At 64.5% G+C, this 21583-nt stretch carries 26 protein-coding genes; 14 read left to right on the top strand and 12 right to left on the bottom strand.

What is annotated here, in order from left to right:
• The first annotated feature begins 102 nt into the window (after positions 1-102).
• From V8192_RS11570 to V8192_RS11545, 6 genes are read left to right on the top strand one after another with little or no spacing between them, the layout of a single operon-like run.
• Positions 103-783, top strand: coding sequence for a DUF4893 domain-containing protein (locus tag V8192_RS11570; protein ID WP_341633220.1), 681 nt, complete (start codon positions 103-105; stop codon positions 781-783).
• The gene (locus tag V8192_RS11565) at positions 780-1148 is read left to right on the top strand and encodes a ribose-phosphate pyrophosphokinase (protein WP_341633219.1); all 369 of its coding nucleotides are present in this window, start codon (positions 780-782) and stop codon (positions 1146-1148) included. The genes V8192_RS11570 and V8192_RS11565 overlap by 4 nt, the downstream gene beginning before the upstream one ends.
• 21 nt (positions 1149-1169) lie before the next feature.
• Positions 1170-2243: an RluA family pseudouridine synthase gene (locus V8192_RS11560; RefSeq protein ID WP_341633218.1), complete on the top strand. Its 1074-nt coding sequence runs from the start codon at positions 1170-1172 to the stop codon at positions 2241-2243.
• Complete coding sequence (locus V8192_RS11555; RefSeq protein WP_341633217.1) at positions 2240-2905, top strand: HAD-IA family hydrolase; 666 nt, start codon at positions 2240-2242, stop codon at positions 2903-2905. Before V8192_RS11560 ends, V8192_RS11555 begins: the two co-directional genes overlap by 4 nt.
• Positions 2898-3125 carry a hypothetical protein gene (locus tag V8192_RS11550; protein WP_341633216.1) on the top strand — a complete coding sequence of 76 codons (228 nt, stop codon included), beginning with the start codon at positions 2898-2900 and terminating at the stop codon, positions 3123-3125. Before V8192_RS11555 ends, V8192_RS11550 begins: the two co-directional genes overlap by 8 nt.
• Positions 3122-3814, top strand: a complete 693-nt coding sequence (locus tag V8192_RS11545; protein WP_341633215.1) for an ATP12 family chaperone protein — start codon at positions 3122-3124, stop codon at positions 3812-3814. The genes V8192_RS11550 and V8192_RS11545 overlap by 4 nt, the downstream gene beginning before the upstream one ends.
• Here the strand turns inward: V8192_RS11545 and gmk are convergent.
• Positions 3811-4452, bottom strand: a complete 642-nt coding sequence (gene gmk / locus V8192_RS11540; RefSeq protein WP_341633214.1) for a guanylate kinase — start codon at positions 4450-4452, stop codon at positions 3811-3813. The genes V8192_RS11545 and gmk overlap by 4 nt on opposite strands.
• Before the next feature lie 123 nt (positions 4453-4575).
• On the opposite strand from gmk, the gene V8192_RS11535 reads away from it, so the two are divergent.
• From V8192_RS11535 to murA, 3 genes are all read left to right on the top strand, one after another.
• Complete coding sequence (locus V8192_RS11535) at positions 4576-5307, top strand: phasin family protein (RefSeq protein WP_341633213.1); 732 nt, start codon at positions 4576-4578, stop codon at positions 5305-5307.
• Positions 5308-5462: 155 nt separating this feature from the next.
• On the top strand, positions 5463-5795 hold the full coding sequence (clpS, locus tag V8192_RS11530; RefSeq protein ID WP_341633337.1) for an ATP-dependent Clp protease adapter ClpS: 333 nt from the start codon (positions 5463-5465) through the stop codon (positions 5793-5795).
• A gap of 37 nt (positions 5796-5832) precedes the next feature.
• Positions 5833-7116 (top strand): UDP-N-acetylglucosamine 1-carboxyvinyltransferase, encoded by a 1284-nt coding sequence (murA, locus tag V8192_RS11525; protein ID WP_341633212.1) that lies wholly within the window; start codon positions 5833-5835, stop codon positions 7114-7116.
• Here murA and V8192_RS11520 read toward each other — a convergent pair.
• Genes V8192_RS11520 through V8192_RS11505 form a run of 4 tightly spaced genes read right to left on the bottom strand, consistent with a single transcriptional unit; the run spans position 7113 to position 13800 of the window.
• Positions 7113-7904, bottom strand: coding sequence for a GNAT family N-acetyltransferase (locus V8192_RS11520; protein WP_341633211.1), 792 nt, complete (start codon positions 7902-7904; stop codon positions 7113-7115). The genes murA and V8192_RS11520 overlap by 4 nt on opposite strands.
• Positions 7901-9166, bottom strand: coding sequence for a DUF445 domain-containing protein (locus V8192_RS11515; RefSeq protein ID WP_341633210.1), 1266 nt, complete (start codon positions 9164-9166; stop codon positions 7901-7903). The genes V8192_RS11520 and V8192_RS11515 overlap by 4 nt, the downstream gene beginning before the upstream one ends.
• Positions 9167-9214: 48 nt before the next feature.
• Entirely contained in the window at positions 9215-12604 is a 3390-nt protein-coding gene (locus tag V8192_RS11510; protein ID WP_341633209.1) for an efflux RND transporter permease subunit, read from the bottom strand.
• Positions 12605-12633: 29 nt separating this feature from the next.
• On the bottom strand, positions 12634-13800 hold the full coding sequence (locus V8192_RS11505) for an efflux RND transporter periplasmic adaptor subunit (protein ID WP_341633208.1): 1167 nt from the start codon (positions 13798-13800) through the stop codon (positions 12634-12636).
• A gap of 198 nt (positions 13801-13998) precedes the next feature.
• On the opposite strand from V8192_RS11505, the gene V8192_RS11500 reads away from it, so the two are divergent.
• Together V8192_RS11500 and V8192_RS11495 are read left to right on the top strand one after the other, a co-directional pair.
• Positions 13999-14259 carry a GlsB/YeaQ/YmgE family stress response membrane protein gene (locus tag V8192_RS11500; RefSeq protein ID WP_341633207.1) on the top strand — a complete coding sequence of 87 codons (261 nt, stop codon included), beginning with the start codon at positions 13999-14001 and terminating at the stop codon, positions 14257-14259.
• Positions 14260-14329: 70 nt separating this feature from the next.
• Positions 14330-15043: an SIMPL domain-containing protein gene (locus V8192_RS11495; RefSeq protein WP_341633206.1), complete on the top strand. Its 714-nt coding sequence runs from the start codon at positions 14330-14332 to the stop codon at positions 15041-15043.
• A gap of 67 nt (positions 15044-15110) precedes the next feature.
• Here V8192_RS11495 and V8192_RS11490 read toward each other — a convergent pair whose 3' ends face one another.
• The 3 genes from V8192_RS11490 to V8192_RS11480 all read right to left on the bottom strand — a co-directional run bounded on the left by V8192_RS11490 (position 15111) and on the right by V8192_RS11480 (position 16152).
• A complete protein-coding gene (locus tag V8192_RS11490; RefSeq protein ID WP_341633205.1) occupies positions 15111-15368 on the bottom strand; it encodes a GlsB/YeaQ/YmgE family stress response membrane protein in 258 nt (85 codons plus the stop codon).
• Positions 15369-15535: 167 nt separating this feature from the next.
• A complete protein-coding gene (gene sciP / locus V8192_RS11485; protein ID WP_341633204.1) occupies positions 15536-15835 on the bottom strand; it encodes a CtrA inhibitor SciP in 300 nt (99 codons plus the stop codon).
• Between the two features lie 92 nt (positions 15836-15927).
• Positions 15928-16152 (bottom strand): hypothetical protein, encoded by a 225-nt coding sequence (locus tag V8192_RS11480; RefSeq protein WP_341633203.1) that lies wholly within the window; start codon positions 16150-16152, stop codon positions 15928-15930.
• Between the two features lie 84 nt (positions 16153-16236).
• Between V8192_RS11480 and mnmA the strand changes: the two genes are divergently transcribed.
• Genes mnmA through V8192_RS11465 form a run of 3 tightly spaced genes read left to right on the top strand, consistent with a single transcriptional unit; the run spans position 16237 to position 18866 of the window.
• A complete protein-coding gene (mnmA, locus tag V8192_RS11475) occupies positions 16237-17355 on the top strand; it encodes a tRNA 2-thiouridine(34) synthase MnmA (protein WP_341633202.1) in 1119 nt (372 codons plus the stop codon).
• Positions 17339-17803, top strand: a complete 465-nt coding sequence (locus V8192_RS11470; RefSeq protein ID WP_341633201.1) for an NUDIX hydrolase — start codon at positions 17339-17341, stop codon at positions 17801-17803. The genes mnmA and V8192_RS11470 overlap by 17 nt, the downstream gene beginning before the upstream one ends.
• Before the next feature lie 4 nt (positions 17804-17807).
• Positions 17808-18866 carry an alpha/beta fold hydrolase gene (locus V8192_RS11465; protein ID WP_373276343.1) on the top strand — a complete coding sequence of 353 codons (1059 nt, stop codon included), beginning with the start codon at positions 17808-17810 and terminating at the stop codon, positions 18864-18866.
• Here the strand turns inward: V8192_RS11465 and V8192_RS11460 are convergent.
• From V8192_RS11460 to pdxH, 4 genes are read right to left on the bottom strand one after another with little or no spacing between them, the layout of a single operon-like run.
• A complete protein-coding gene (locus tag V8192_RS11460; RefSeq protein ID WP_341633200.1) occupies positions 18838-19287 on the bottom strand; it encodes a YybH family protein in 450 nt (149 codons plus the stop codon). The two genes, V8192_RS11465 and V8192_RS11460, sit on opposite strands and share 29 nt — an antisense overlap.
• Entirely contained in the window at positions 19284-20066 is a 783-nt protein-coding gene (locus tag V8192_RS11455; RefSeq protein WP_341633199.1) for a PhzF family phenazine biosynthesis protein, read from the bottom strand. Before V8192_RS11455 ends, V8192_RS11460 begins: the two co-directional genes overlap by 4 nt.
• Positions 20063-20998: a cation diffusion facilitator family transporter gene (locus V8192_RS11450; RefSeq protein WP_341633198.1), complete on the bottom strand. Its 936-nt coding sequence runs from the start codon at positions 20996-20998 to the stop codon at positions 20063-20065. The genes V8192_RS11455 and V8192_RS11450 overlap by 4 nt, the downstream gene beginning before the upstream one ends.
• Complete coding sequence (pdxH, locus tag V8192_RS11445; protein ID WP_341633197.1) at positions 20995-21570, bottom strand: pyridoxamine 5'-phosphate oxidase; 576 nt, start codon at positions 21568-21570, stop codon at positions 20995-20997. The genes V8192_RS11450 and pdxH overlap by 4 nt, the downstream gene beginning before the upstream one ends.
• Positions 21571-21583: the final 13 nt, after the last annotated feature.

The raw sequence follows: 21583 nt of genomic DNA, 5'->3' as shown, positions 1-21583 counted from the left end.
TGAAGCCTGCATGAAAGAAGATGGTGACCGGTTCGTTGGTTGAAACCGGACGCCCCCCCTGCCAATTTAAAACGGGGGCAGAGCGGAAGGGCCGGGTTCTCAGTGACGCGACTGACGAAAGCCATCCTGATACACGCCGCATTGGCGAGCGTATTGGCCGGCTGCGCGACCAAGCCCATGCTGCGGCCAGGCGCCCGTGCAAGCGTCGAAGTCGGGCCGCCGGCCAAGTCGAACGCCTGGAAGGGCGTGACGACCGCTGCTGATGAGGACCGGCTCTCGCGGCTGGGCCTGGCCTGGCAGGAGGCGCTGGCGGACGCCCAGAAGTCCAACCCGGCCGATGTTCGCCGGGAAGGTAAGCTCTTGCTGCCGCGCTCGGCCCTGCCGCGGCCCGATCCCACGCCCGGCAGCTACAATTGCCGCCTGATCAAGCTTGGCAGCGCGAGCGGCAAGGGACGGTCCTTCGAAACCTTCAAGCCTTTCTTCTGCTACGTCGAGGTCGAGGACAACCTCCTCACCATCGTCAAGCAGACCGGCAGCCAGCGACCGGCGGGCCGGCTGTGGGAGGACGATGATCCACGTCGGCTGATCTTCCTTGGCAGCCTCGCGCTCGGAAACGAGGACCAGCCGCTTGCCTATGGCGACGATCCCAAGCGGAACATGGCCGGCGTCCTCGAGCGGATCGGTCCGTTTCGCTGGCGCCTCGTGATTCCCTGGCCGCAAAGCACGTCCAAGCTCGACGTCTTCGAGCTCACTCCCGTAGATTTCACCCAGCAGCCCCGATGAGCGAAGCAGGATTGCTCGCGGATCCGTCCGAGGTCCGCGCGATCCTCATTGCTTCGGCGCAGGCGAGACAGGCGATCAGCTACTCGGAGGCGCTGGAACTCCTCGGGCATCACTTCACGCGTCCCAAGATGCGGGCTCTGTGCAAGGTTCTCGCCTTTGTCGACGAAGATGCCGAGGGGAGGGGGGAACCCGAGCTCGCCGTGCTGGTCGTCCGCCAGTCCGACGGGCTCCCGGGCCAGGGCTGGTGGGTCGGCGGCGCCAGGAAGCATGGCTACAAGGGCCTGTGGGAGGGCCCCAAGGCGGCAAGGCTGGTCCGCAAGATCCAGGCCCGGGCGTTCGATTATTGGGCGGGACGCGCGGCCTAGCTTTCGCTAAGCGCCCCCATCGTGAGCGATATTCGCACCTTTACCGTCAGCGAGGACGACGACGGCATCCGGCTTGACCGCTGGTTCAAGAGGCACATGCCCGAGGTCAGCTTCAACATCGTTTCGAGGTGGGCCCGGACGGGGCAGCTGCGCCTGGCAGGAAAGCGCGCGGTCCCCGGCGACCGCGTGGAGGCAGGCCAGGAAATCCGGGTGCCACCATTGGAGGCCGCACCTGCCCGCACGTCCCGGCCGCAGCCGAGGCGGGAGACCCTGACCGAGGACGAGCAGCAGTTCGTTCGCGACATGGTGATCTACGAAGACCCGGGTGCCTTCGTCCTCAACAAGCCGCCGGGTCTTGCGACCCAGGGCGGGACCAAGACGAACCAGCATCTCGACCGCCTCCTCGACGGCCTCGCCGACGAACGCGGACGGCCCAAGCTGGTGCACCGGCTCGACAAGGACACGTCAGGAGCGCTGCTGGTCGCGCGCACCGCGCGCTCGGCCGGCCATTTCGCAAAGGCCTTTTCGGGCCGTACCGCCCGCAAGGTCTATTGGGCGATCATCGTCGGCGTGCCCGACGCTGAGGAGGGCGTCATCGACGCGCCGCTTGCCAAGCAGCCGGGGACGGGCGGCGAGAAGATGCACGTCGATCACGAAGAGGGTCTGCCGGCCAAAACCCGCTGGCGCGTCATCGATCGGGCCGGAAACCGGGCGGCCTGGGTTGAGTTGCAACCGCTCACGGGGCGCACGCACCAGCTGCGTGCACACATGGCCTCGATCGGGCACCCGGTCGTCGGCGATGCCAAATATGGCGGATCCGAAGCCTTCCTGACGGGCGGGATCAGCAGGAAGCTGCATCTTCACGCGCGGCGCATCCGGCTCGATGCTCCCGAGGGGGGGAAGATCGACGTCACCGCGCAGCTGCCTTCGCATTTTGCCGAGAGCCTTGCGACCCTCGGCTTCGACGAGAGCATCGGGAACGCGTTGCCCCTCCAGCAGCCGAAGGCTCCGGCGAGGCCGGCCCGTCCCAGGCGCGAAACGCGCCGCGGGGAACGGCGCTCGCGAGGTTCCTCTGCAAAGCCCAGGCGGCGGTGAACAGGCTTGCGATCTTCGACTGCGACGGGACGCTCGTCGACGGCGGCGCGCCGATCTACGCGGCCTTGAGCTCGAGCCTCCAGCAGAACGGCCTTGCCGTACCGCCGCCCGGCGTTTCGAGGCGGGTGATCGGGCTCAGCCTCGCCGAGGCAATGGCAGCCCTGTTCCCTGACCTGCCGCCCGAGCGGCATCAAAAGCTCGCCGACGATTACAGGCGGGCATTCAAGGACCTTCGGATTGCAGGCGAAGTCGAGGAGCCGCTGTTCGAGGGCGTCATCGACCTTCTCGATGCGCTGGAGGAAGACGGGTGGATCCTTGCAATTGCGACCGGAAAATCCGACCGCGGCCTCAGGCACTGCCTCGAGCAGCACGGGATTCACGCCCGCTTCGCCTCCTTGCAGACTGCCGACAGCCATCCTTCAAAGCCGCACCCTTCGATGGTCGAACAGGCGATTGCCGATGCAGGGGCGGTGCCGGAAACGACGATCGTCGTTGGGGACACGAGCTTCGACATGGCCATGGCGCGTGCGGCGGGAGCCTCGGGCATCGGCGCTGGATGGGGCTATCATGAGCCCGAGGAACTGATCCGCGCGGGGGCTCTTGCCGTTGCTGGCAGGCCGCTCGACGTCCTCACTCTCATCAAGGAGCATGTCGATGGATGACGATGTCGCACGCAGGCGCCTGCTCGTACATTCACTGATCAGGCTCGCCGGCCTTGCAATCTTCTTCCTGGGCGTTGCGATCATGTACACGGATCTGCTGCGGCGCGGCGGCTGGCCCCAGCTTGGCGCGATAATCGCGATCATGGGTGTCCTTGATTCGATACTGGCGCCGCGACTGCTCAAGAGGGCCTGGGACGAACAGGACCGCCTCGGGGAATGAAGAAATTCTGGAAGGACGTCGCGGCCGAGCCCGAGGGCGAGGGCTGGACGATCAAGCTCGACGGCCGGCCGGTGCGGACTCCGGCACGGGCGGAGCTCGTCGTTCCTTCGGAGGCGCTCGCCGAGGGAATCGCAGGGGAATGGCGATCGGTCGAGGGCGCGGTTGATCCAAGGAAAATGCCGCTCACCGGTATCGCCAATGCTGCGATCGACCGGGTCGTGCCCGACCGCCGGGACTTTGCCCTCGGGATCGCTCGTTATGCTGAGGCCGACCTTGCCTGTTACCGCGCGCAAGGGCCTCGCGAGCTCTCCGAGCGCCAGTCGCAGGAATGGGACAAGCTCCTTGGATGGGCCCGCCGCCGGTATGACGTCGATTTTGCAACGACGTGCGAACTGATGCACGTGCCTCAACCTGCGGCAACGATCGAGCGCCTGAAGCAGGCGCTCGTTGCGCTCGGCCCCTTTCACCTGGCTGGACTTTCGCCGCTGGTGACGATCGGCGGATCTCTTCTTGCAGCGCTGGCGGTGCTCGAAAGGCAGGTATCGCCCGAAGCTGCCTGGGACGCTGTAAGCATCGACGAGCGCTGGCAGATAGAGCGCTGGGGCGCGGACGCCGAGGCCGAAGCGCTGCTCGAAAGCCGCCGCCGCGACTTTCTCGCGGCTGCCCGGTTCCTTCAATTCCTCGACTAGTGCGCCGGCCCGATGAGGTCGCGCACGAAGGTCACAAGACCAATGCCCCGGGTTCGCTTCAGGCGCTCGGCGGTGACGATTGCCCGCACCTGCGCAAGGCACTGGTCCATGTCGCGGTTGACGAGCACATATTCATATTCGGGCCAGTGGCTGATCTCCGCTGCCGCCCGTGACATCCGGTCGGCGATCACCGCGTCAGCATCTGTTCCCCGACTTCTCAGCCTCCGCTCCAGCTCCTGCATCGAGGGCGGAAGGATGAAGATCGAAACGAGGTCCTCGCCCATCGCCGCCTGGAGCTGCTGTGTGCCCTGCCAGTCGATGTCGAAAAGTATGTCGCGGCCCTGGCGGAGCGCCTGCTTCACCGGGGCCTTGGGGGTGCCGTAGCGGTAACCGAACACGGGCGCCCATTCGACGAACTCGCCATCGTCGATCATGCTGTCGAAGCCGTCGTCATTGACGAAATGATAGTCGACATCGTCGACTTCGCTCGAGCGCTTCGGCCGTGTCGTTGCCGAGACCGACATCGTCACTTCCTTGTCCGCGTCCAGCAACATCCGGGCGATAGTGGATTTACCGGCACCGGAGGGGGAGGAGAGCACGATGAGAAGGCCGCGGCGCTGGCGGATAGGCTGGTCCATGGCCGTTCTTGCTTCGGCCGAACCGTTGCCGTCAAGCGACGGAATGCTGCAGTGCACAAAAAATCCCTTGAATTAGTGCGGTGCAATGTATATTGTGCAGTGCAACAAATTGGAGAATGAGTGATGGCGGACGAAACCAAGGTTGAAGTGCAGGCTACCCGGCAAGCGGCGGCCGAAGCACCGGCCAAGGTCGCCGACGTGGTGGCCGAGACAATCGAAAAGGTTGCCAAGGAAAGCACCAGGACCGCCAGGCGCACCCGCGCAGCCACCGCTCGCCGCGTCAAGCGCGAGACGGTCGCTCAGAAGACGGCGGCGAAGGCCGCTCCTCGCCGCAAAGTACGCAGCACCCGCACCGCGACGCGCAAGACCGCTGCCGCGGCCCAGAAAAGGATCCAGAACGTGACCCAGAACGCTTTCAATCTGGACGCCATCCCGGCGTTCGCTCCGCTCCAGACGATCTTCGCTGACGCCAACGAGCGTAGCCAGGACCTCGTGAAGAAGAGCCAGAAGGTCGCCGAAGAGCTTGCCGATCTCGCCCGCGCCAACGTCGAGGCGGTCGTCGAGGCCGGCCGCGTTGCCACCGAGGGCGCCCGCTCGATCGGCCAGGACGTCGTTGCCAAGCAGCGCAACAGCTTCGAGCAGGCCGCGGACGCGATCCGCTCGCTCGCCGAGGCAAAGAGCCCGACCGAATATCTGCAGCTTCAGGGCGACTTCGCCCGTGCTTCGTTCGACCGCGTGGTCGCCGAGAGCTCGAAGCTGACCGAGTCGCTCGTCAAGCTTGCGGGTGAGGCTTTCCAGCCTCTCTCGAACCGCGCGTCGGCCAACGCCGAGCGCTTCAACACTTTCGTTGCCTGACCCTCTCCCCTCCTAAGTCAGGGCAACGACTGTCGGCGGTCGCTCCAGTAACGGGGCGGCCGCCATTTTTTTACCGATATGCTGCTAACTCGCGACTTGCCGCGTTTTTGCGGGCTGCCATATTTCAGAATCAGATGATTTCGAAACTGATCACCATGGCCAGCGGGCCCAACGATGACGACGGCCTCGACGAGATCGAGACCGGAGTTGCGACACGCACCCGGCCCAAGACGAAGAAGCCGTCCAACTACAAAGTGCTGATGCTCAATGACGACTATACGCCGATGGAGTTCGTCGTTCTCGTCCTTCAGCGCTTCTTTTCGATGGGCATCGAGGATGCGACCCGAGTCATGCTCCAGGTTCACCAGCAGGGCGTCGCGGTGTGCGGCGTCTTCACCTACGAAGTCGCCGAGACGAAGGTCACGCAGGTAATCGACTTCGCGCGGGAGAACCAGCATCCGCTGCAGTGCACGCTTGAAAAAGCCTGAGCATTGCAGCGGCGCCAAGGTCCGCTAAACCGCCGCCGTGGACAGTATCTGGATCAAGGGCGGCAACAAGCTTCAGGGTGAGATCCCCATCAGCGGCGCAAAGAACGCGGCGCTGACGCTGATGCCCTGCGCGCTTCTCACTGAGGAGAAGCTGACGCTCGTCAACCTGCCGAGACTCGCTGACGTCGACACGTTCAGCCACTTGCTGAACCAGCTCGGGGTTTCGACGTCGGTCGCCGGCGTCAAGAAGGGCCAGGTCGGCCGGCGCATGACGCTCCAGGCCGACGAGATCGTCTCGACGATCGCGCCTTACGACATGGTTCGGAAGATGCGCGCCTCGGTGCTGGTCCTTGGACCCATGCTCGCGCGCATGGGCGAGGCGACCGTCTCGCTGCCCGGCGGCTGCGCCATCGGCGACCGTCCGATCGACCTCCATTTGAAGGCGCTCGAATCCATGGGCGCGGACATCGAGCTGGCGGCCGGCTACGTGAAGGCGAGCGCGCCCAAGGGACGGCTTGCGGGCGGCGATTTCAGCTTTCCCGTGGTCTCGGTCGGGGCGACCGAGAATGCGCTCATGGCCGCCGTCCTCGCCAGGGGCAAAACGCAGCTCTTCAACGCGGCTCGCGAACCGGAGATTGTCGACCTTTGCAATCTCCTCGTCGCGATGGGCGCCAGGATCCGCGGCATCGGCTCGGGGCATCTCATCATCGACGGGGTCGAGGGTCTTCACGGCTGCGAATATGAAGTGATGCCCGACCGCATCGAAGCCGGCAGCTATGCCTGCGCCGCTGGGATCACCGGCGGATCCCTGGACCTTATCGGCGCGCGCCCAGACGACATGCAGGCGACGCTGACAGCGCTCGCCCATGCCGGCCTCGTCATCGAGTTTCACAATCGCGGCATCAAGGTCAGCGCCAACGGGGGCCTCAAACCCCTCGCGCTTTCAACATCCCCCTTCCCGGGCTTTGCGACCGACATGCAGGCACAGTTCATGGCGATGCTCGCGCTCGCGCAGGGCGACAGCTTCCTCGAAGAGACGATCTTCGAGAACCGCTACATGCACGTGCCCGAACTCCGGCGAATGGGCGCGAACGTCGACATTCACGGTCGGTCTGCGATCGTCCACGGGGTGGAAGGCCTCACCGGTGCGAGCGTCATGGCGACGGACCTGCGCGCTTCGATGAGCCTGGTGCTCGCAGGCCTTGCCGCCGAGGGCGAGACCGAGGTCCTTCGGGTCTATCACCTCGATCGCGGTTACGAGCGGCTGGAGGACAAGCTCTCTGCCGTCGGAGCCACGATCGAACGGCGAAGCGCCGGCTAGAGCTTCTTGAAGAAGCGGATGCTGCTCCGCTCGTAGCCCATGTGCCTGTAGAAGGCGTGGGCCGCAGTCCTTCGGTCATTACTCGTCACTTCGACCAGCTGGCACCCTTCCTTGCGCATCCACTGTTCGGCGGCCTCGACGAGCTTTCGGCCGATCCCGTGGCGCTGTGCTTCCTTGGCCACGACCAGGGCGGTGATGCGTCCCAGCGGCGCAGGTCGATGGACGACCACGCGCCGGCCGACGCCGCACATACCCACGATGACCTTATCCAGGCTCGCGACGATCGGCGTCTCGCCGGTCTTCTTGAGTGAAGCGAGGTTCTTGCGGACCTGCTTCTCCCCGATCTCGTGCCCAAGTTCGTGGATCAGCTCGGCAAGGCGGGGCGCGTCCGAGGACTTGGCGTCCCGTATCTTCAACTTGGGCTGGGGTTTGGGCCTGGGACTCGGCGGCTCAACCGGGGCTGCGCGCGGCGCGCGCTCCGGCCCGGGCGCAGCATCATTGGCCGGTTGCCGCCCGGCCCGCTTAGCCTTGGGCCTGCGCGGCATGACGGCGACGTCGAGCGATGCGCCCCAGTCCTTTGCACCGAGGTTCCGCAGATAGTCTTCGACAGCTTCGGGCGGGGCTGTCGGACCCTTGGCGTCCATTCCAAAGACGGCCTTTCCGGACGCGTCGGTCAAGCCGACCTTCCCGAACCGTCTCTTGCCCGGGGTCCGCACCCGCGAGCGCACGAGCCTCAGGCCCCGGTTGCGGGCGCTCTCGGCAAGCTCGTCCAGCCTTGGATCACTCATAATTTGTCGATCAGGTAGAGGATGAGCCCGACGAGCCCGCCGACGAGCGTGCCGTTGATCCGGATATACTGGAGGTCGCGTCCGACCGCGGATTCGAGACGCGCCGTCACGGTCCGGGCATCCCAGCTCCGGATCGTTTCCGAGACCAGCTTGACGATCGAGCCTCCATAGCTCGCCGCCATTCCGACCACCGCGCGGCGCGCGAACTGGTTGATCGCCGAGCGGATACGCGCGTCCTTTTCGAGCGTGCCGCCCATGGACATGAGGATTTCGCCGAGCTTGCCGGCAAGGACTGCGTCCGGATTGCGCGCCGCCCGGATGATCGCTTCCCGGCCTTTCTGCCAGAGAGTGTCGAGCCAGAGGCTCACGGACTTGTTGTCGAGCAACTGCTCCTTGATCCCCTCGACCCGCTCCTGCGTCTCGGGCCTCGTCTGGAGGTCGTTCGCGAGTTGCACCAGGGCCTCCTCGACCTTGATCCTGACGGGATGGGCAGGATCGGTGGACATTTCGACGGTGAGCTTCTTCAGGCCGTCGATAATCGCATCCGCCAGTTTCTCGTCGAGACCGGCGAGCTTCAGCACCCAGTTGGCTTTCTTCTGGACCATGTCGCGGATCAATTGCTCGTTGGCATCGAGCGCCCGCGCCATCCAGCGGATCGCCGCTTCCAGCATCGGCACGTGGCGGTCTTCGTTGATTGCGGAGGCGAGAGCGTGTCCCAGCAGGGGCGAGACCTGCATGGTGCGAAGGCGGGTCGAGATCGCGCCCTTGACGATGCCGCCGAGGCGCTCGTCATCGAGGCTCTCGAAAATGTCTGCGATGAGCCGCGAGGCGCCCGCGCGGATGCGCGTGCCCTCACCTGCAGGGGTCTGGAGAAACCGGCCGGCTGCGGCTGCAATGTCGAGCCGCTGCATGCGCCGGGCAACGACTGCCGGAATGAGGAAGTTTTCGCGCAGGAAGGTCGCCAGCGCTTCCCCGATGCGATCCTTGTTGCGCGGAATGATGGCGGTATGGGGAATTGGAAGCCCCAGAGGGTGCCGGAAGAGCGCCGTGACCGCAAACCAGTCGGCAAGTCCGCCGACCATGGCCGCTTCAGCAAAGGCCTTCACATAACCAAGGAATGGATAGTCGGCCTGAAACGCGCGCGCCGCGATGAAGACCGCAGCCATGACGACGAGAAGTCCGGTCGCGACAACCTTCATTCCCTGTGCACCGGGCTGCACAGGGTTGAAGCGGGATAGGGTGCCGTTGGCGATTGCCCTCATGCCGGCTCAATAGACGAGCCGGCGCCAAGGTTCACAAGCCCCGGCCGACTATTCCGCTGGTACTGGTTGTCCGCCTGCGTGTGCGTCGCTTCCAACGAAGCGGTGGAACAGCTTGCCCGCCCGCGTCTCGATAGAGATCGCGATCGAGAAATAGGCAGGGACGAGCACCAAGGTCAGGAGCGTCGAGAAGATGAGGCCTCCGATGACGGTGATGCCCATCGGGGCGCGCCAGCTGTTGTCGCCGCTAACCGACACCGCCGTCGGAAGCATGCCCGCGACCATTGCGACCGTGGTCATGACGATCGGCTGCGCACGCTTGTGGCCGGCTTCCCAGATCGCTGCGTTCTTTGCCATTCCATGGTTCATCATCTCGACTGCGAAGTCGACCAGCAGGATCGAGTTCTTGGCGACGATGCCGAACAGCATGAGGATGCCGATGAGGACGAACAGCGAGATCGGCTGGCCCGAAATGTGCAGCGCGATCGCCGCACCGAGCGGCGCCAGGATCAGCGAGCCCATGTTCACGAACGGCGCGAGGAAGCGGCGATAGAGCAGCACCAGCACCGCGAACACGAGCAGCACACCCGCGACCAGCGCGACGGCGAAGTTGAACAAGAGCTCCGACTGCCACTTCTGGTTGCCGAGGTTCATCTTCTGCACGCCCTGCGGCAGGTTCTTGAAGCTCGGCAGCTGGTAGACCTTGGCCCACACGTCACCCTCGACGACGCCCGGCGCGAGATCCGCTCCGATCGCGACCCGGCGCAGCTGGTTCGAGCGCTGGATGGTGGTCGGACCCGAGCCGAACCCGATCTGCGCAACCGCCTTCAGCGGCACCGATCCACCTGACGAGGTCGGAACGGGCAGGTTCTCGAGCGTCTGGATGTCGCGCCGGGCATTCTCCGAAAGCGAGACCTGGATCGGCACCTGGCGATCGGACAGCGAGAATTTCGCGCTGTTCTGCTCGATGTCGCCAAGGGTCGCGATGCGGACCGTCTGGCTCAGCGCCGACGTCGTCACGCCGAGATCGGCAGCGAGGTCGAAGCGCGGCTTGATGGTGATCTCGGGCTGGGCAAGCTGGCTGCCGACGCGCGGTGCGCGAAGGCCGGGCACAGTTTCCATCTCCTTGGCGATCCGGTTTGCAACTTCGGTCAGCTGAACCGGATCGTCGCCGCCCAGGTACAGCATGATGTCGCGCTGGTCATTGTCCGGCCCGCCGCCGTTCTGGCTCATGAAGCTGACGCGTGCGTCAGGGAAAGCCGAAAGCGTCGGGGCGAGGTTCCGCTCGAACTCGGTGCTCGTGACCTTCCTGCTCTTCTTGAGGACGATGTTGACCCTGCCGGTCGCGACGTTCACGCGCTCGAACACGCGCTCGACATTGGGATCCTTGGAGACGAGCGCTGCGACCCGGTCGGTTGCCGCTTCGGTCTGCTTGAGGGTGCTTCCCGGCGGCAGCGTGATGTTCACCCGTGAATAATCATCGTTCTGGGGCGGGAAGAAGGAAAGTGACAGGGTACCGAACAGGACGACGCTCAGGAGCAACGTTGCAAGCCCCGCTCCGACCATCGTCAGCCTGTGGTCCTTCATCCGGGCATTCCAGCGCGCAGCGAATATCCCGTGCCAATTGGCAAAGCCGCTGCTTCCGAAAGTCTGCACGAGAAATCCGATGAGCTTCGCGGCAGCCCATGCAAGGCCCATGGCGACAAGGACGGCAATCGCAAATCCGATCGCTCCTGGGATGCTTGCCTTGCCAAGGCCGGCCATCACGCCGCCGATGCCGCCGACGAACACGGCGATGACGGGCAACAGGAGGAGGGCCCCGATCGCGTAATAACCGAACTTGCGCGGCACGCTCGGCAACCGTGCAAGAAGCGCGTTGGCCTTGGTCGTATCGAGGCTCCAGTTGAGGACCTTCAGATAGACGTCCATCCACTTCCACGCAGCGTGCGGCTGGGCGCCGTGCGAACGCAGGAAATAGGCCGCGATCAGCGGCGTGATCATCCGGGCGACGAACAGGCTCATCAGCACCGACAGAACGACGGTGAAGCCGAATGCCTTGAAATATTGGCCGGCAATGCCGGGCATCAGCGCGACCGGCAGGAATACCGCGACGATCGCCATGGTCGTCGCGAGCACCGCAAGGCCGATCTCGTCGGCCGCGTCCAGCGCAGCCTGATAGGCCGATTTGCCCATGCGCATGTGGCGGACGATATTTTCGATCTCGACGATGGCATCGTCGACGAGGACGCCGGCAACGAGGCCCATCGCCATGGTCGACATGAAGTTCATGGTGATGCCCATGAGGCTCATGAACCAGAAGGCGGGGATGGCCGAGAGCGGGATGGACACGGCCGAAATGGCGGTCGCGCGGATGTCGCGAAGGAAGAGCAGGACGACGAGAACCGCAAGTGCAGCGCCCTCGATCAGGCCTTCCATGGCCGAGCGGTACTGCGCCTTCGTATAGTCGACGGTGTTGAAGACCTCGGAGAAGTGGACCTTGGGGTTTTCCTTCTCGAGCTTCCTCAGTTCGCGCCAGGCATTGTCGTAAGCGGTGACTTCCGACGAGCCCTTGGCGCGCTGGATCATGAACGTGACGACCTGGCGGCCGTTCATCTTGGCCAATGATCGCTGCTCGGAATTGCTGTCCTTGACGTCGCCGAGGTCGGCAAGCCGGACGAACCGGCCCCCTGGAAGCGCGATCTGGGTCTGCGACAGCTGATAGGCGTCCTGGGCATTTCCGAGCACGCGGACCGACTGCTCGGAGCCGGCGATCTCGGCTCTGCCGCCGGCGCCGTTCATGTTGCTCTGCCGGAGCTGCTGGTTGACCTGCGCGGCCGTAATCCCCTGGGCCTGGAGCGCGGCGGGGTCGAGGGTGACCCGGACCGTGCGGTCGACGCCGCCGACGCGGCTGACTGCCGCCACGCCCTCGAGGCCGAGCAGGCGCTTTGCGACCGTGTTGTCGATATACCAGCTGAGCTGCTCGAGCGTCATGTCGGTCGTCTGCGCGCCGATGTAGGAGATCGGTTCGTCCTCGGCGTCGACGCGGGTGATCTGCGGCTCGAGGATGCCCTCGGGGAGGTTACTCCGGATCTGCGAGATCGCATTGCGAACGTCGTTGACGGCCCGGTCCGTTGGAGTTCCGAGCTGGAAGGTGACGAAGGTCGTGCTGTTGCCCTCGTTCACCGTGCTGTTGATCTCGTCGACGCCGGTTATTCCGCGAACGGCCGATTCGACCCGCTGGGTAACCTGGGTCTCCAGTTCGTTGGGAGCAGCGCCGGGTTGCGATACGGAGACGATCGCGGCCGGAAAGTCGATGTCCGGCGCATTGTTGACCTGCATCCGGGCGAAGGCAATCAGCCCTGCGAGCATCAGCCCGACGAACAGCACGATGGGACCGACCGGGTTGCGAATGCACCAGGACGAGATGTTGCGGAAATTCATGGCCTACTGCTTTCGTTCGAGCGCCTTGTTCAGCGCGCCGCCTGCCGTTGCGGATTGACCTTCTGACCCGGGTTCAGGAACGGACCGGCCGAGAGCACGACCGCCTCGTTGCCCGACAGGCCTGAAGCGATGGTGACACCGTTGTCATTGACGGTGCCGATGTGGATGTCGCGGCGTTCGACCTCGTTCTTCCTGTTGATGATGTAGACGTAATTGCCCCGATCATCGCTCTGGACGGCGCTCTGCGGAAGCATCGGTGCCGTGGTGGTTCCGGCCGTGATCTGGGCCTGGGCGAAGCCGCCCGGACGCATGGCGGGATCGTACGGAACGGCGATGCGGACGTCGCCGAGGCGTGATTGCGGATCGATGACGGGCGCTACCTGCCAGACGCGGCCGGTAAAGGTGCGGTCCGAGCCGACCGGAGTGACCTGCGCGGGCATTCCGACATGGACGAATGCAAGGTCCTGCTGCGAGAGCTGGGCGCGCATTTCCATCTGGCCGCCTTCGGCCATTCGGAACAGCGCTCCGCTGCCCGGGCTGACGACCTGGCCGACTTCGACGTTGCGAGCGAGAATCAGGCCGGCGGCTGGCGCAACGACATTGAGCTGGCCGATCTGCGCCCGCGTTGCGCCAAGCTGGGCCTGCGTGACTCGAACCTGAGCAAACGCGGCATCGCGCTCGGCGCGCTTGGAATCGATTTCCGCCTTGGAGACGAAGCCCCGCCCAAGCAGTGCGACGGCGCGGTCGTAATTGGACTGCGCAAGCGCGGCATTGGCCCTTGCAGCTTCGATCTGCGCTGCCTGCTGGGCCGCCTGCTGCGCCTGGACCGAGCGGTCCACCACTGCGAGCACCTGTCCTGCACGAACCCAGCTGCCGGCATCGACGAGCACGCGCACCACGCGGCCGCCCGCTCCGGCTATTCCGACCGGCTGGTCACGCTTTGCTCCGAGCGGACCGCTTGCAGTAACCACTCGGCCCACCTGGCTTTCACCCGGAACGATGACGCTGACGGACGGGACCTGGCCCGCGCCGGCGCCCTGCACCGGCTTGTTCGAACTGCGCGCCATCAGCAGGCCCACGACCACCAGCACCACGATGATGGCAAGCGCTGCCGCAACGATGATCTGGCGCTGCCGCCGCGAGCGATCCACGACCACCAAGGTGTCGGAGGAGTGAATCGAAGTTTCCCTGTTCATGCTGTCCATGCCTGTTTGCGAATCTTGAGTGGCCCTGGGGAACTGTATTAGCCCAATAAGTCACCTCGTGCAACAGACCCCGTGCCGTTAACCGGGGCTACTGCTTTTCGACTAACGGTGGCACTTGTTTCGCGAGCGGGCGTTGCCGCAGCGAACGTGAAGGTCGGTTGAACGACATTTAACAAAAGGGTGCTCCAAATGGAACATTATGGGATCATCGGCTGGATCGTAATCGGCGGACTTGCCGGCGCGATCGCAAAGCTGTTGATGCCGGGTAGGGACCCTGGCGGTTGCATCATTACGGTGCTCCTCGGCATCGCCGGCGCCCTCGTCGCGGGCTGGCTCGGTCACGCTATCGGCTGGTATTCCGAGAGCGAGGGAGCAGGATTTATTGCCGCCATCGTCGGTGCGTTCATCTTGCTTCTCATCTACCGGCTCGTCGCCGGTCGGCGCGCCTAGCCGTTCAGCAAACAGCCATGGCGCCCGGGCAATCGTTCGCGCCATGGAACGAATGTCCAGGGGAAGAAGAATGAGAAGTGCGCTTGTCGCGGCGCTTGCGCTTGGCGCAGTCGCCATTCCGTCGGCTGCTGCGGCCCAGCAGGCAGGCATCACACAATCGATTTCGGGCACCCGTCTCGACGTGACCGCAACGGGCGAGGTCATGCGAGTGCCAGACGTGGCGGTCATTTCCGCCGGCGTCGTCGCCCGCTCGGCCACCGCCGCCGGCGCTATTCAGGACACTGCCAACAGGATGAACCAGGTGCTCGGAGCGCTCAAGCGCGCCGGCGTGGACGAGAAGGATATCCAGACGAGCAACGTCAGCCTGAACCCTGAATATCGGTATCCGGAGAACCAGGCCCCGCAGCTCGTTGGCTATACCGCGACGAACAATGTGACGGTCCGCTTCCGCGATATCCGCGCGTCCGGGAAGATTCTCGATGCCCTGGTCGCGCAGGGCGCGAACCAGATCAACGGTCCGACCCTCGTCGTCGACAAGCCGCAAGCCGCGCTGGACGAAGCGCGAGTGAAGGCGATCGCTGCGGCGCGGGGCCGCGCCGAGCTCTATGCCCGCAGCCTTGGCCTTCGCATCGTGCGCGTGGTCGCCATCAGCGAGCAATCGGAATATCCCTCGCAGCCGATGCCGGTTCTCATGGGCGCGCGCATGGCGAGCGCGGAGACGAAGATCGAGCCCGGGCAGCAGAAACTCCAGGTGAGCGTTGCAATGACTTTTGAATTGCAGTGAGCGCCTAAAAGAAAGGCCGCCCGGGACATGTCCCGGACGGCCCTTTCTTCAATTGTCTGTGTTCTTGCTAGCGAACCGTTCCCCTGCGGACCAGGTTGACGATCGCCAGAAGGATGACCGCGCCGATCAGCGAATAGAGGAATGTCTCGATCGTGATCCCGTTGTTCAGGGATGCCCCGCCACCAAAAAGCAGCCCTGCGATCACTGCGCCGATGATGCCTACGACGATGTTGAGGATGATGCCCTGCTGGGCGTCGGTCCTCATGATTAGGCTTGCAAGCCAGCCGCAAATTCCGCCGACGATCAGCCAGATGATAATACCCATCAGCCTTCCCTCCTGTTGTGAGGGCCGCCTATTACCCGGCGGCCCCTGCGGCACCACAGACGCGTGATGCGCGGCGATTGTTCCGCAAACGGAAGGGTTCGTCCAGAAAATTGGTTAGTAAACGCCAGTAAAGATGGTCAGGGCGGCCCGCGCCCCGGCAAGGCGTCTCAGTAACGCTGCTGACGTTCGTACTGGTCGCGATATTGCTTGATGCGGGTCACGCGAAGTCCCGGCATGCCACTACGGTCGACCGCACGCTGCCAGCTCGTGAATTCCTCGAGGCTCAAGGTATAACGCTTGCAGGCTTCGTCGACGGAGAGAAGACCACCCGCAACGGCCGCGACCACTTCTGCCTTGCGCCGCACGACCCAGCGAGTCGTGTTCGCAGGCGGCAAGGAGTCGAGTGTCAGCGGCTCACCTAGAGGGCCGATGACCTGCGCCGGACGAATCTTCTGGTTCTCGAGCATTGTTCCGTCACACCTGCTTAATCATTGCTACTGGCCACTGTTTAATTCGGCCCCGTTGAAAATATTCTGAAACGTGCTGGTTAACGCGCTGGTCAGTCGACTTTCTGTCCCTTTAACCTTGGGGCCCCTTCCGCAAATGTCCCGCCGAGAAGCTTCATCGCGTCGCGCCAGCCATCGCCGCCCGAGAGATAGCAAGCGATCGCATCCTCTCGTGAGTGCCCGCTTTTTTCGGCTGCAGTGCCGAGAAGATCGAGCAACTCGTTCAGGCTGAGCGGCTCTCCCGCAGTCGTGCGAAAGTCGCCCTCGTAACGCGCCAAAACCGTCCCCCCGTTCGCCTTTCCTCCGGACCGTCTAGTCCTGAGGAGTGAAATTCGGGTAAAGAGCCCGGAAAGACCTTTCCGATGCCGATCGATTTCCAGCTTGGCCGCCCCGTCGGCGATGCCCGGATCGTCGTCGCCATGTCCGGCGGCGTCGACAGCTCCGTGACGGCCGCGCTCGCGGCGCAGACGGGGGCTGAAGTCATCGGCGTCACTCTCCAGCTCTATGACCAGGGTGAAGCCGTGCGGCGGTCGGGCGCCTGCTGCGCGGGACAGGACATCTATGATGCGAGGACGGTCGCTGCGCGGCTCGGCATCGCGCATTACGTCCTCGACTATGAGACCCGCTTCAGGAGCGGCGTCATCGACCGCTTCGTCGACGAATATGCCGAGGGACGAACGCCGGTACCCTGTGCGAGCTGCAACCAGGGCGTGAAGTTCGTCGATCTGGTCGACTTCGCGCGCGGGCTGGGCGCGGACTGCCTTGCGACGGGCCATTACGTGCGCCGCTTAGTGAACGACGGGCGAGCAGAGCTTCACAAGGGAGCCGATCCGCGGCGCGACCAGAGCTATTTTCTCTATGGTACGACGAGCGCGCAGCTGGACTTTCTTCGGTTCCCGCTCGGTGACCTTCCGAAGGACGACGTTCGGCGCATCGCAGCAGAGCTCGGTCTGGAGGTCGCCGCCAAGCCCGACAGCCAGGACATCTGCTTCGTCCCGGACGGCGACTATGCAGGCCTCGTGAAGCGCCTGCGGCCGGAAACCGAAGCGCCCGGGGAGATCGTCGACCTCGATGGCCGCGTCCTGGGGCAGCATCGCGGGGTCGTGCATTTCACCGTCGGGCAGCGCCGGGGCATTGAAATCGGCGGCCAGAAGGAGCCGCTCTATGTCGTTCGGATCGAGCCTCACAAGGCGCGGATCGTCGTCGGTCCGCGCCGCTTTCTCGCCGTTGCAGCGCTGCGCGTTGCGGGCTGGAACTGGCTGGGGGAGGACCAGCAGGATGTAAGCGTCAAGGTCCGCTCCCTTGCTGCTGCAGTACCGGCTCGCCGGACCGGCGACTGGATCCATTTCCGCCAGCCCGAATATGGCGTCGCTCCGGGCCAGGCGGCTGTTGTCTACGAGGGCACCCGGCTCCTTGGCGGCGGATCGATCGCTGAGACTGAGCGCCTCGGTAAGAGCGACATGGATGCCGCAGCCGCTTAGCGCCGGCGTGTTGCTGTTCCGCCAGCAGAACGATCAAATCGAGGTCCTTCTGATCAGGCCGGGCGGCCCTTACTGGCGCAAGAAGGACGTGGGCGCCTGGATGATCCCCAAGGGAACGATCGAACCGGGAGAAGCGCCTTCCGAGGCCGCGCTGCGCGAGTTCGAGGAGGAAACGGGGACCCGCCTCGAGGCCGTCCCGTTTCCGCTCGGCATGGTGCGCCAGTCGGGCGGCAAGACCGTGCAGGCCTTCGCCGTTGAAGGTGATCTCGACGCCAAGCGCATCCGCTCCAACCAGTTCGAGCTGGAGTGGCCCCCTCGCAGCGGGCGCCGTGAAATGTTTCCGGAAGTCGAGGAAGGGCGCTGGATGACACTTGCCGAAGCCCGCAAGATGATGCTTCCGAGCCAGCTTCCGCTGCTCGACGCTCTCGAAGCAAAGCTTGAAGGATAGGCCGATGTTCGCGTTGCTTGCCCTATTTGCCGCCCAGGCCGCTATGGCGCCGCGCCCGAGCTGGCCGATCCGCGAGCAGGACATCGTGCTGAAGGATTTCCGGTTTCGCGACGGCGAGGGGCTACCCGTCCTCAAGATGCACGTCACCACGCTTGGAACGCCGCACCGCAACGGCGCCGGGCAGATCGACAATGCAGTGATGGTGCTTCACGGCACGGGAGGGACCGGCAAGCAGTTCCTCCAGCCCCAGTTTGCCGACGAACTTTATGGGCCCGGCCAGCCCCTCGATATCGGCCGCTATTACGTAGTCCTTCCCGATAACATCGGTCACGGCGGCTCCTCCAAGCCGTCGGACGGCATGCGGATGCATTTCCCCAAGTACGATTATGACGACATGATCGAGGCGCAGCATCGCATGCTGACCGAAGGTCTTGGAATAACGCACCTTCGACTGATAATGGGCACGTCGATGGGCTGCATGCACAGTTTCGTCTGGGGCGAGACCTATCCTGATTTCGCAAGCGCGCTGATGCCGCTCGCGTGCGAGCCGATTGAAATCGCGGGTCTCAACCGGATGTGGAGGCAGCTCGCGATCAAGGGCATCGAAGCCGATCCCGCCTGGCAGGGCGGCAATTATGCGGCCGAGCCGATGACCGGGCTGCGTGCAGCGGAGAACCTGCTGTTCGTGGCGGGATCCGCACCGCTCCTCTACCAGAGGCAATATCCGACCCGGATTACGGCCAGTGCCTATGCCGAGCAGCGCGTCGAAAACGCCATCAAGGTGCTCGATGCCAACGATCTCATCTACCAGCTGGACTCGTCGCGAAACTACAATCCCTGGCCGCGCCTCGAACGCATCAGGGTGCCGCTCATGTGGATCAACTCGGCCGACGATTTCATCAATCCGCGCAACCTTCCCGTTTCGGCCGAGGCGCTGAAGCGGATGCCGACGGCCCGCTTTCGGCTGATCCCGGAAACGGCCGAGACCCACGGCCACGGCACCCACACCTGGGCAAAGTTCTGGAGGCAGGACCTCAGCGAGCTTCTGGCGCGTTCAAGATAGGGTTCACGTCATATGCCGAGACGTGGTTCACCGTGATCAGCCAGCGTCCGTGCACCTTCCGGAACAGGCGGGTATTGACGCCTTCGGTCACTCGAGTGCCGCGTTCCAGCCGGTACTGGCCCACGAGCATCGCCGCGTCCGGCGCGAGGATGTCGACCTTCATGTTGTAGAAGTGCAGGTGCCCGCGCCGCTCGGGCGAACCGCCATAGTCGCGAACGTAATGATCCAGCGTCCCTTGCCAGCCGTCCTGGAACTTCCCGCCGGAGACGAAGATCACGTCCGGGTTCCTGAACCCCGCCATGTAGCCGCGAAAGTCGCCGCGGTTCCATGCGGCTTCCATGCTCGCGACGGTCGAGAGGATTGCGGTCCTGTCTGCTTGCGGGCTCGCTGCAGCGAGCGCGAGAAGGGCGATGAGGCTCACAGCTGGAACTGTCCCACGATGACCGTGTGGCAATGGCCGCCGAGGACCGCCCGGTCTCCCTCCAGGCGGCAATGGAGGACACCGGTGCGCTCGCTTGCCTGGAACGCGGTAAATTCGCTGCGGCCGAGCCGCCCCGTCCAGTAAGGAACCAGCGCGGCATGGGCCGAACCGGTGACGGGATCCTCGTCGATGCCGAGATAGGGAACGAACACCCGGCTGATCACGTCCTCCTGCTCGCCGCGTGCTGTCACGACGGGCATTCGCCGGATCCGCGCGAGGCTCTTGAAGTCCGGCCTGCAGGCGCGGACTTCGTCTGCGCCGCCGACTTCGATGATTGCCGCGTCATTATAGCCGTCGGCCAGCCAGACCGGGCTGTCCGGGAGCCCGAGCGCCGCGCAGAGCTCGGGCTCGCGCACCTCACTCAGCCTTGCAGCGCGCATGTCGAGCTCGAGAAGATCCTCGTGCCGGCTGACGATGAGGACGCCCGACTTGGTGGAGAATCGCACCGACTGTCCGGTCATCAAAATGTGGCCGGCCGCAAGCGTCGCGTGGCCGCAGAGCTCGACTTCAGCAGCGGGCGTGAACCACCGGAGGTCGAAATCCGCATCGTCCTTCGCGCTTGGGACGGTGAAGGCGGTTTCGCTAAGATTGTTCTCGGCGGCGATCGCCTGCATCAGCCGATCGTCGAGCCACTTCTCGAGCGGCATGACAGCCGCCGGATTTCCGGTGAGGGGCCGCTCGGCGAAGGCATCGACCTGAAAGAAGGGAGTGGTCGTCAAGAGGCTTGCTCCGTGATTTCCTGCGGGAGAAGGGTTTCCCTGTCGAACTGACCTTCGGGATCCACGTGGATCAGGATCTCGAGATCCGGGAAGACCTGCTGCAACTGCTCCTCGGCATGGTCGAGGCGGTCGTGCGCTTCCTGAACGGTCCAGTCTGCAGGTACCCAGACGTGGAACTGGACGAAGCGCAGGGTCCCGCTCTTTCGCGTGCGAAGGTCGTGAAGACCCCGGAGCTCCTCGAATCGAGCCGCGGCGTCGAGGAATTGCTGCCGCTCCTCTTCGGGCCATTCCCGGTCCATGAGCTGGTTTACCGCTTCTCTCGAGGCACGGTACGCACCTGCAAGTAGCCAGAGCGCGATAATGATGCCGAAGATGGCGTCGGCCCCGGCAATGTGCAGGGCCTGGTCGAGGAGGAGCGCGACGATCACCGCGCCATTCAGCAGGAGATCTGACTTGTAGTGGACATTGTCGGTCTTGATCGCGACCGATCCGGTGCGTGCGATCACTGCCCGCTGGTACCAAAGGAGCAGGATCGTCATTGCGATGGCGAGGATCGATACGACGATGCCCAAGCCCATCGCCTCGGTCTGGGCACCGTGCGTCAGCCGGTCGGCCGCGCGCCACATGATGCCGATCGCCGAGACCGTGATGAGTGCGACCTGCGCAAGTGCGACCAGTGCCTCCGCCTTGCCGTGGCCGAAGCGGTGGTCGAGATCGGCCGGCTGGGCGGCGATCCTGACGCCCATCAGTGTCGTCAGGCTCGCGATGACGTCGAGGGCCGTGTCGGCGAGCGATCCCAGCATTGCGGTTGAATCGGTCTGGTAGGCAGCCCAGCTCTTGGCGACGAGGAGCACGAGGGCAAGGGTCACGCTTGCAAGCGCCGCACGCGTCGAATGAACGGAATGCTCCGCTGTGGTCTTTGCCGTCGTCACGGGTAAAGCAGCCCCTCGGTCCAGCTGTCACCGTCACGGACGAACAGGCGACGCTCGTGCAGCCGATGCTCACGGTCGGTCCAGAACTCGATCCGGTCTGGCACAAGGCGGTAGCCGCCCCAGTTGAGCGGGCGCGGGACGTCGCGGCCCTCGAAGCGCCGCTTCATTTCCTCGAAGCGGGCCTCGAACGTCGAGCGATTGGCGAGCGGGCGGGACTGGTCGGAAGCCCAGGCGCCGAGCTGCGAATCGCGGGCGCGGGTTGCAAAATAGGCGTCCGCCTCGGCGTTCGACACCCGCGCGACGGCTCCCTCGAGGCGCACCTGCCGCCGAAGCGACTTCCAGTGAAAGAGCAATGCCGCGTTGGGGTTTCGGGCGAGTTCGCGGCCCTTTGCGCTCTCCTCATTCGTGTAGAAGACGAAGCCGTCCTGGCCATGCCCCTTCAGCAGCACCATGCGAACGCTCGGCCTTCCTGCCTCGTTCACCGTTGCAAGCGCCATTGCCTCGGGGTCGCTAAGTTCGGCGGCCCGCGCCTCGGCAAACCATTTGTCGAAGAGAGCGAGCGGATCGGTCATTGAAACGGGGCCT

Origin of the sequence: Sphingomonas agri (genome assembly GCF_038148795.1) — a bacterium.
In the GTDB taxonomy this organism is placed as follows: domain Bacteria; phylum Pseudomonadota; class Alphaproteobacteria; order Sphingomonadales; family Sphingomonadaceae; genus Sphingomicrobium; species Sphingomicrobium agri.
This window is presented reverse-complemented; position numbering and strand designations above follow the sequence as displayed.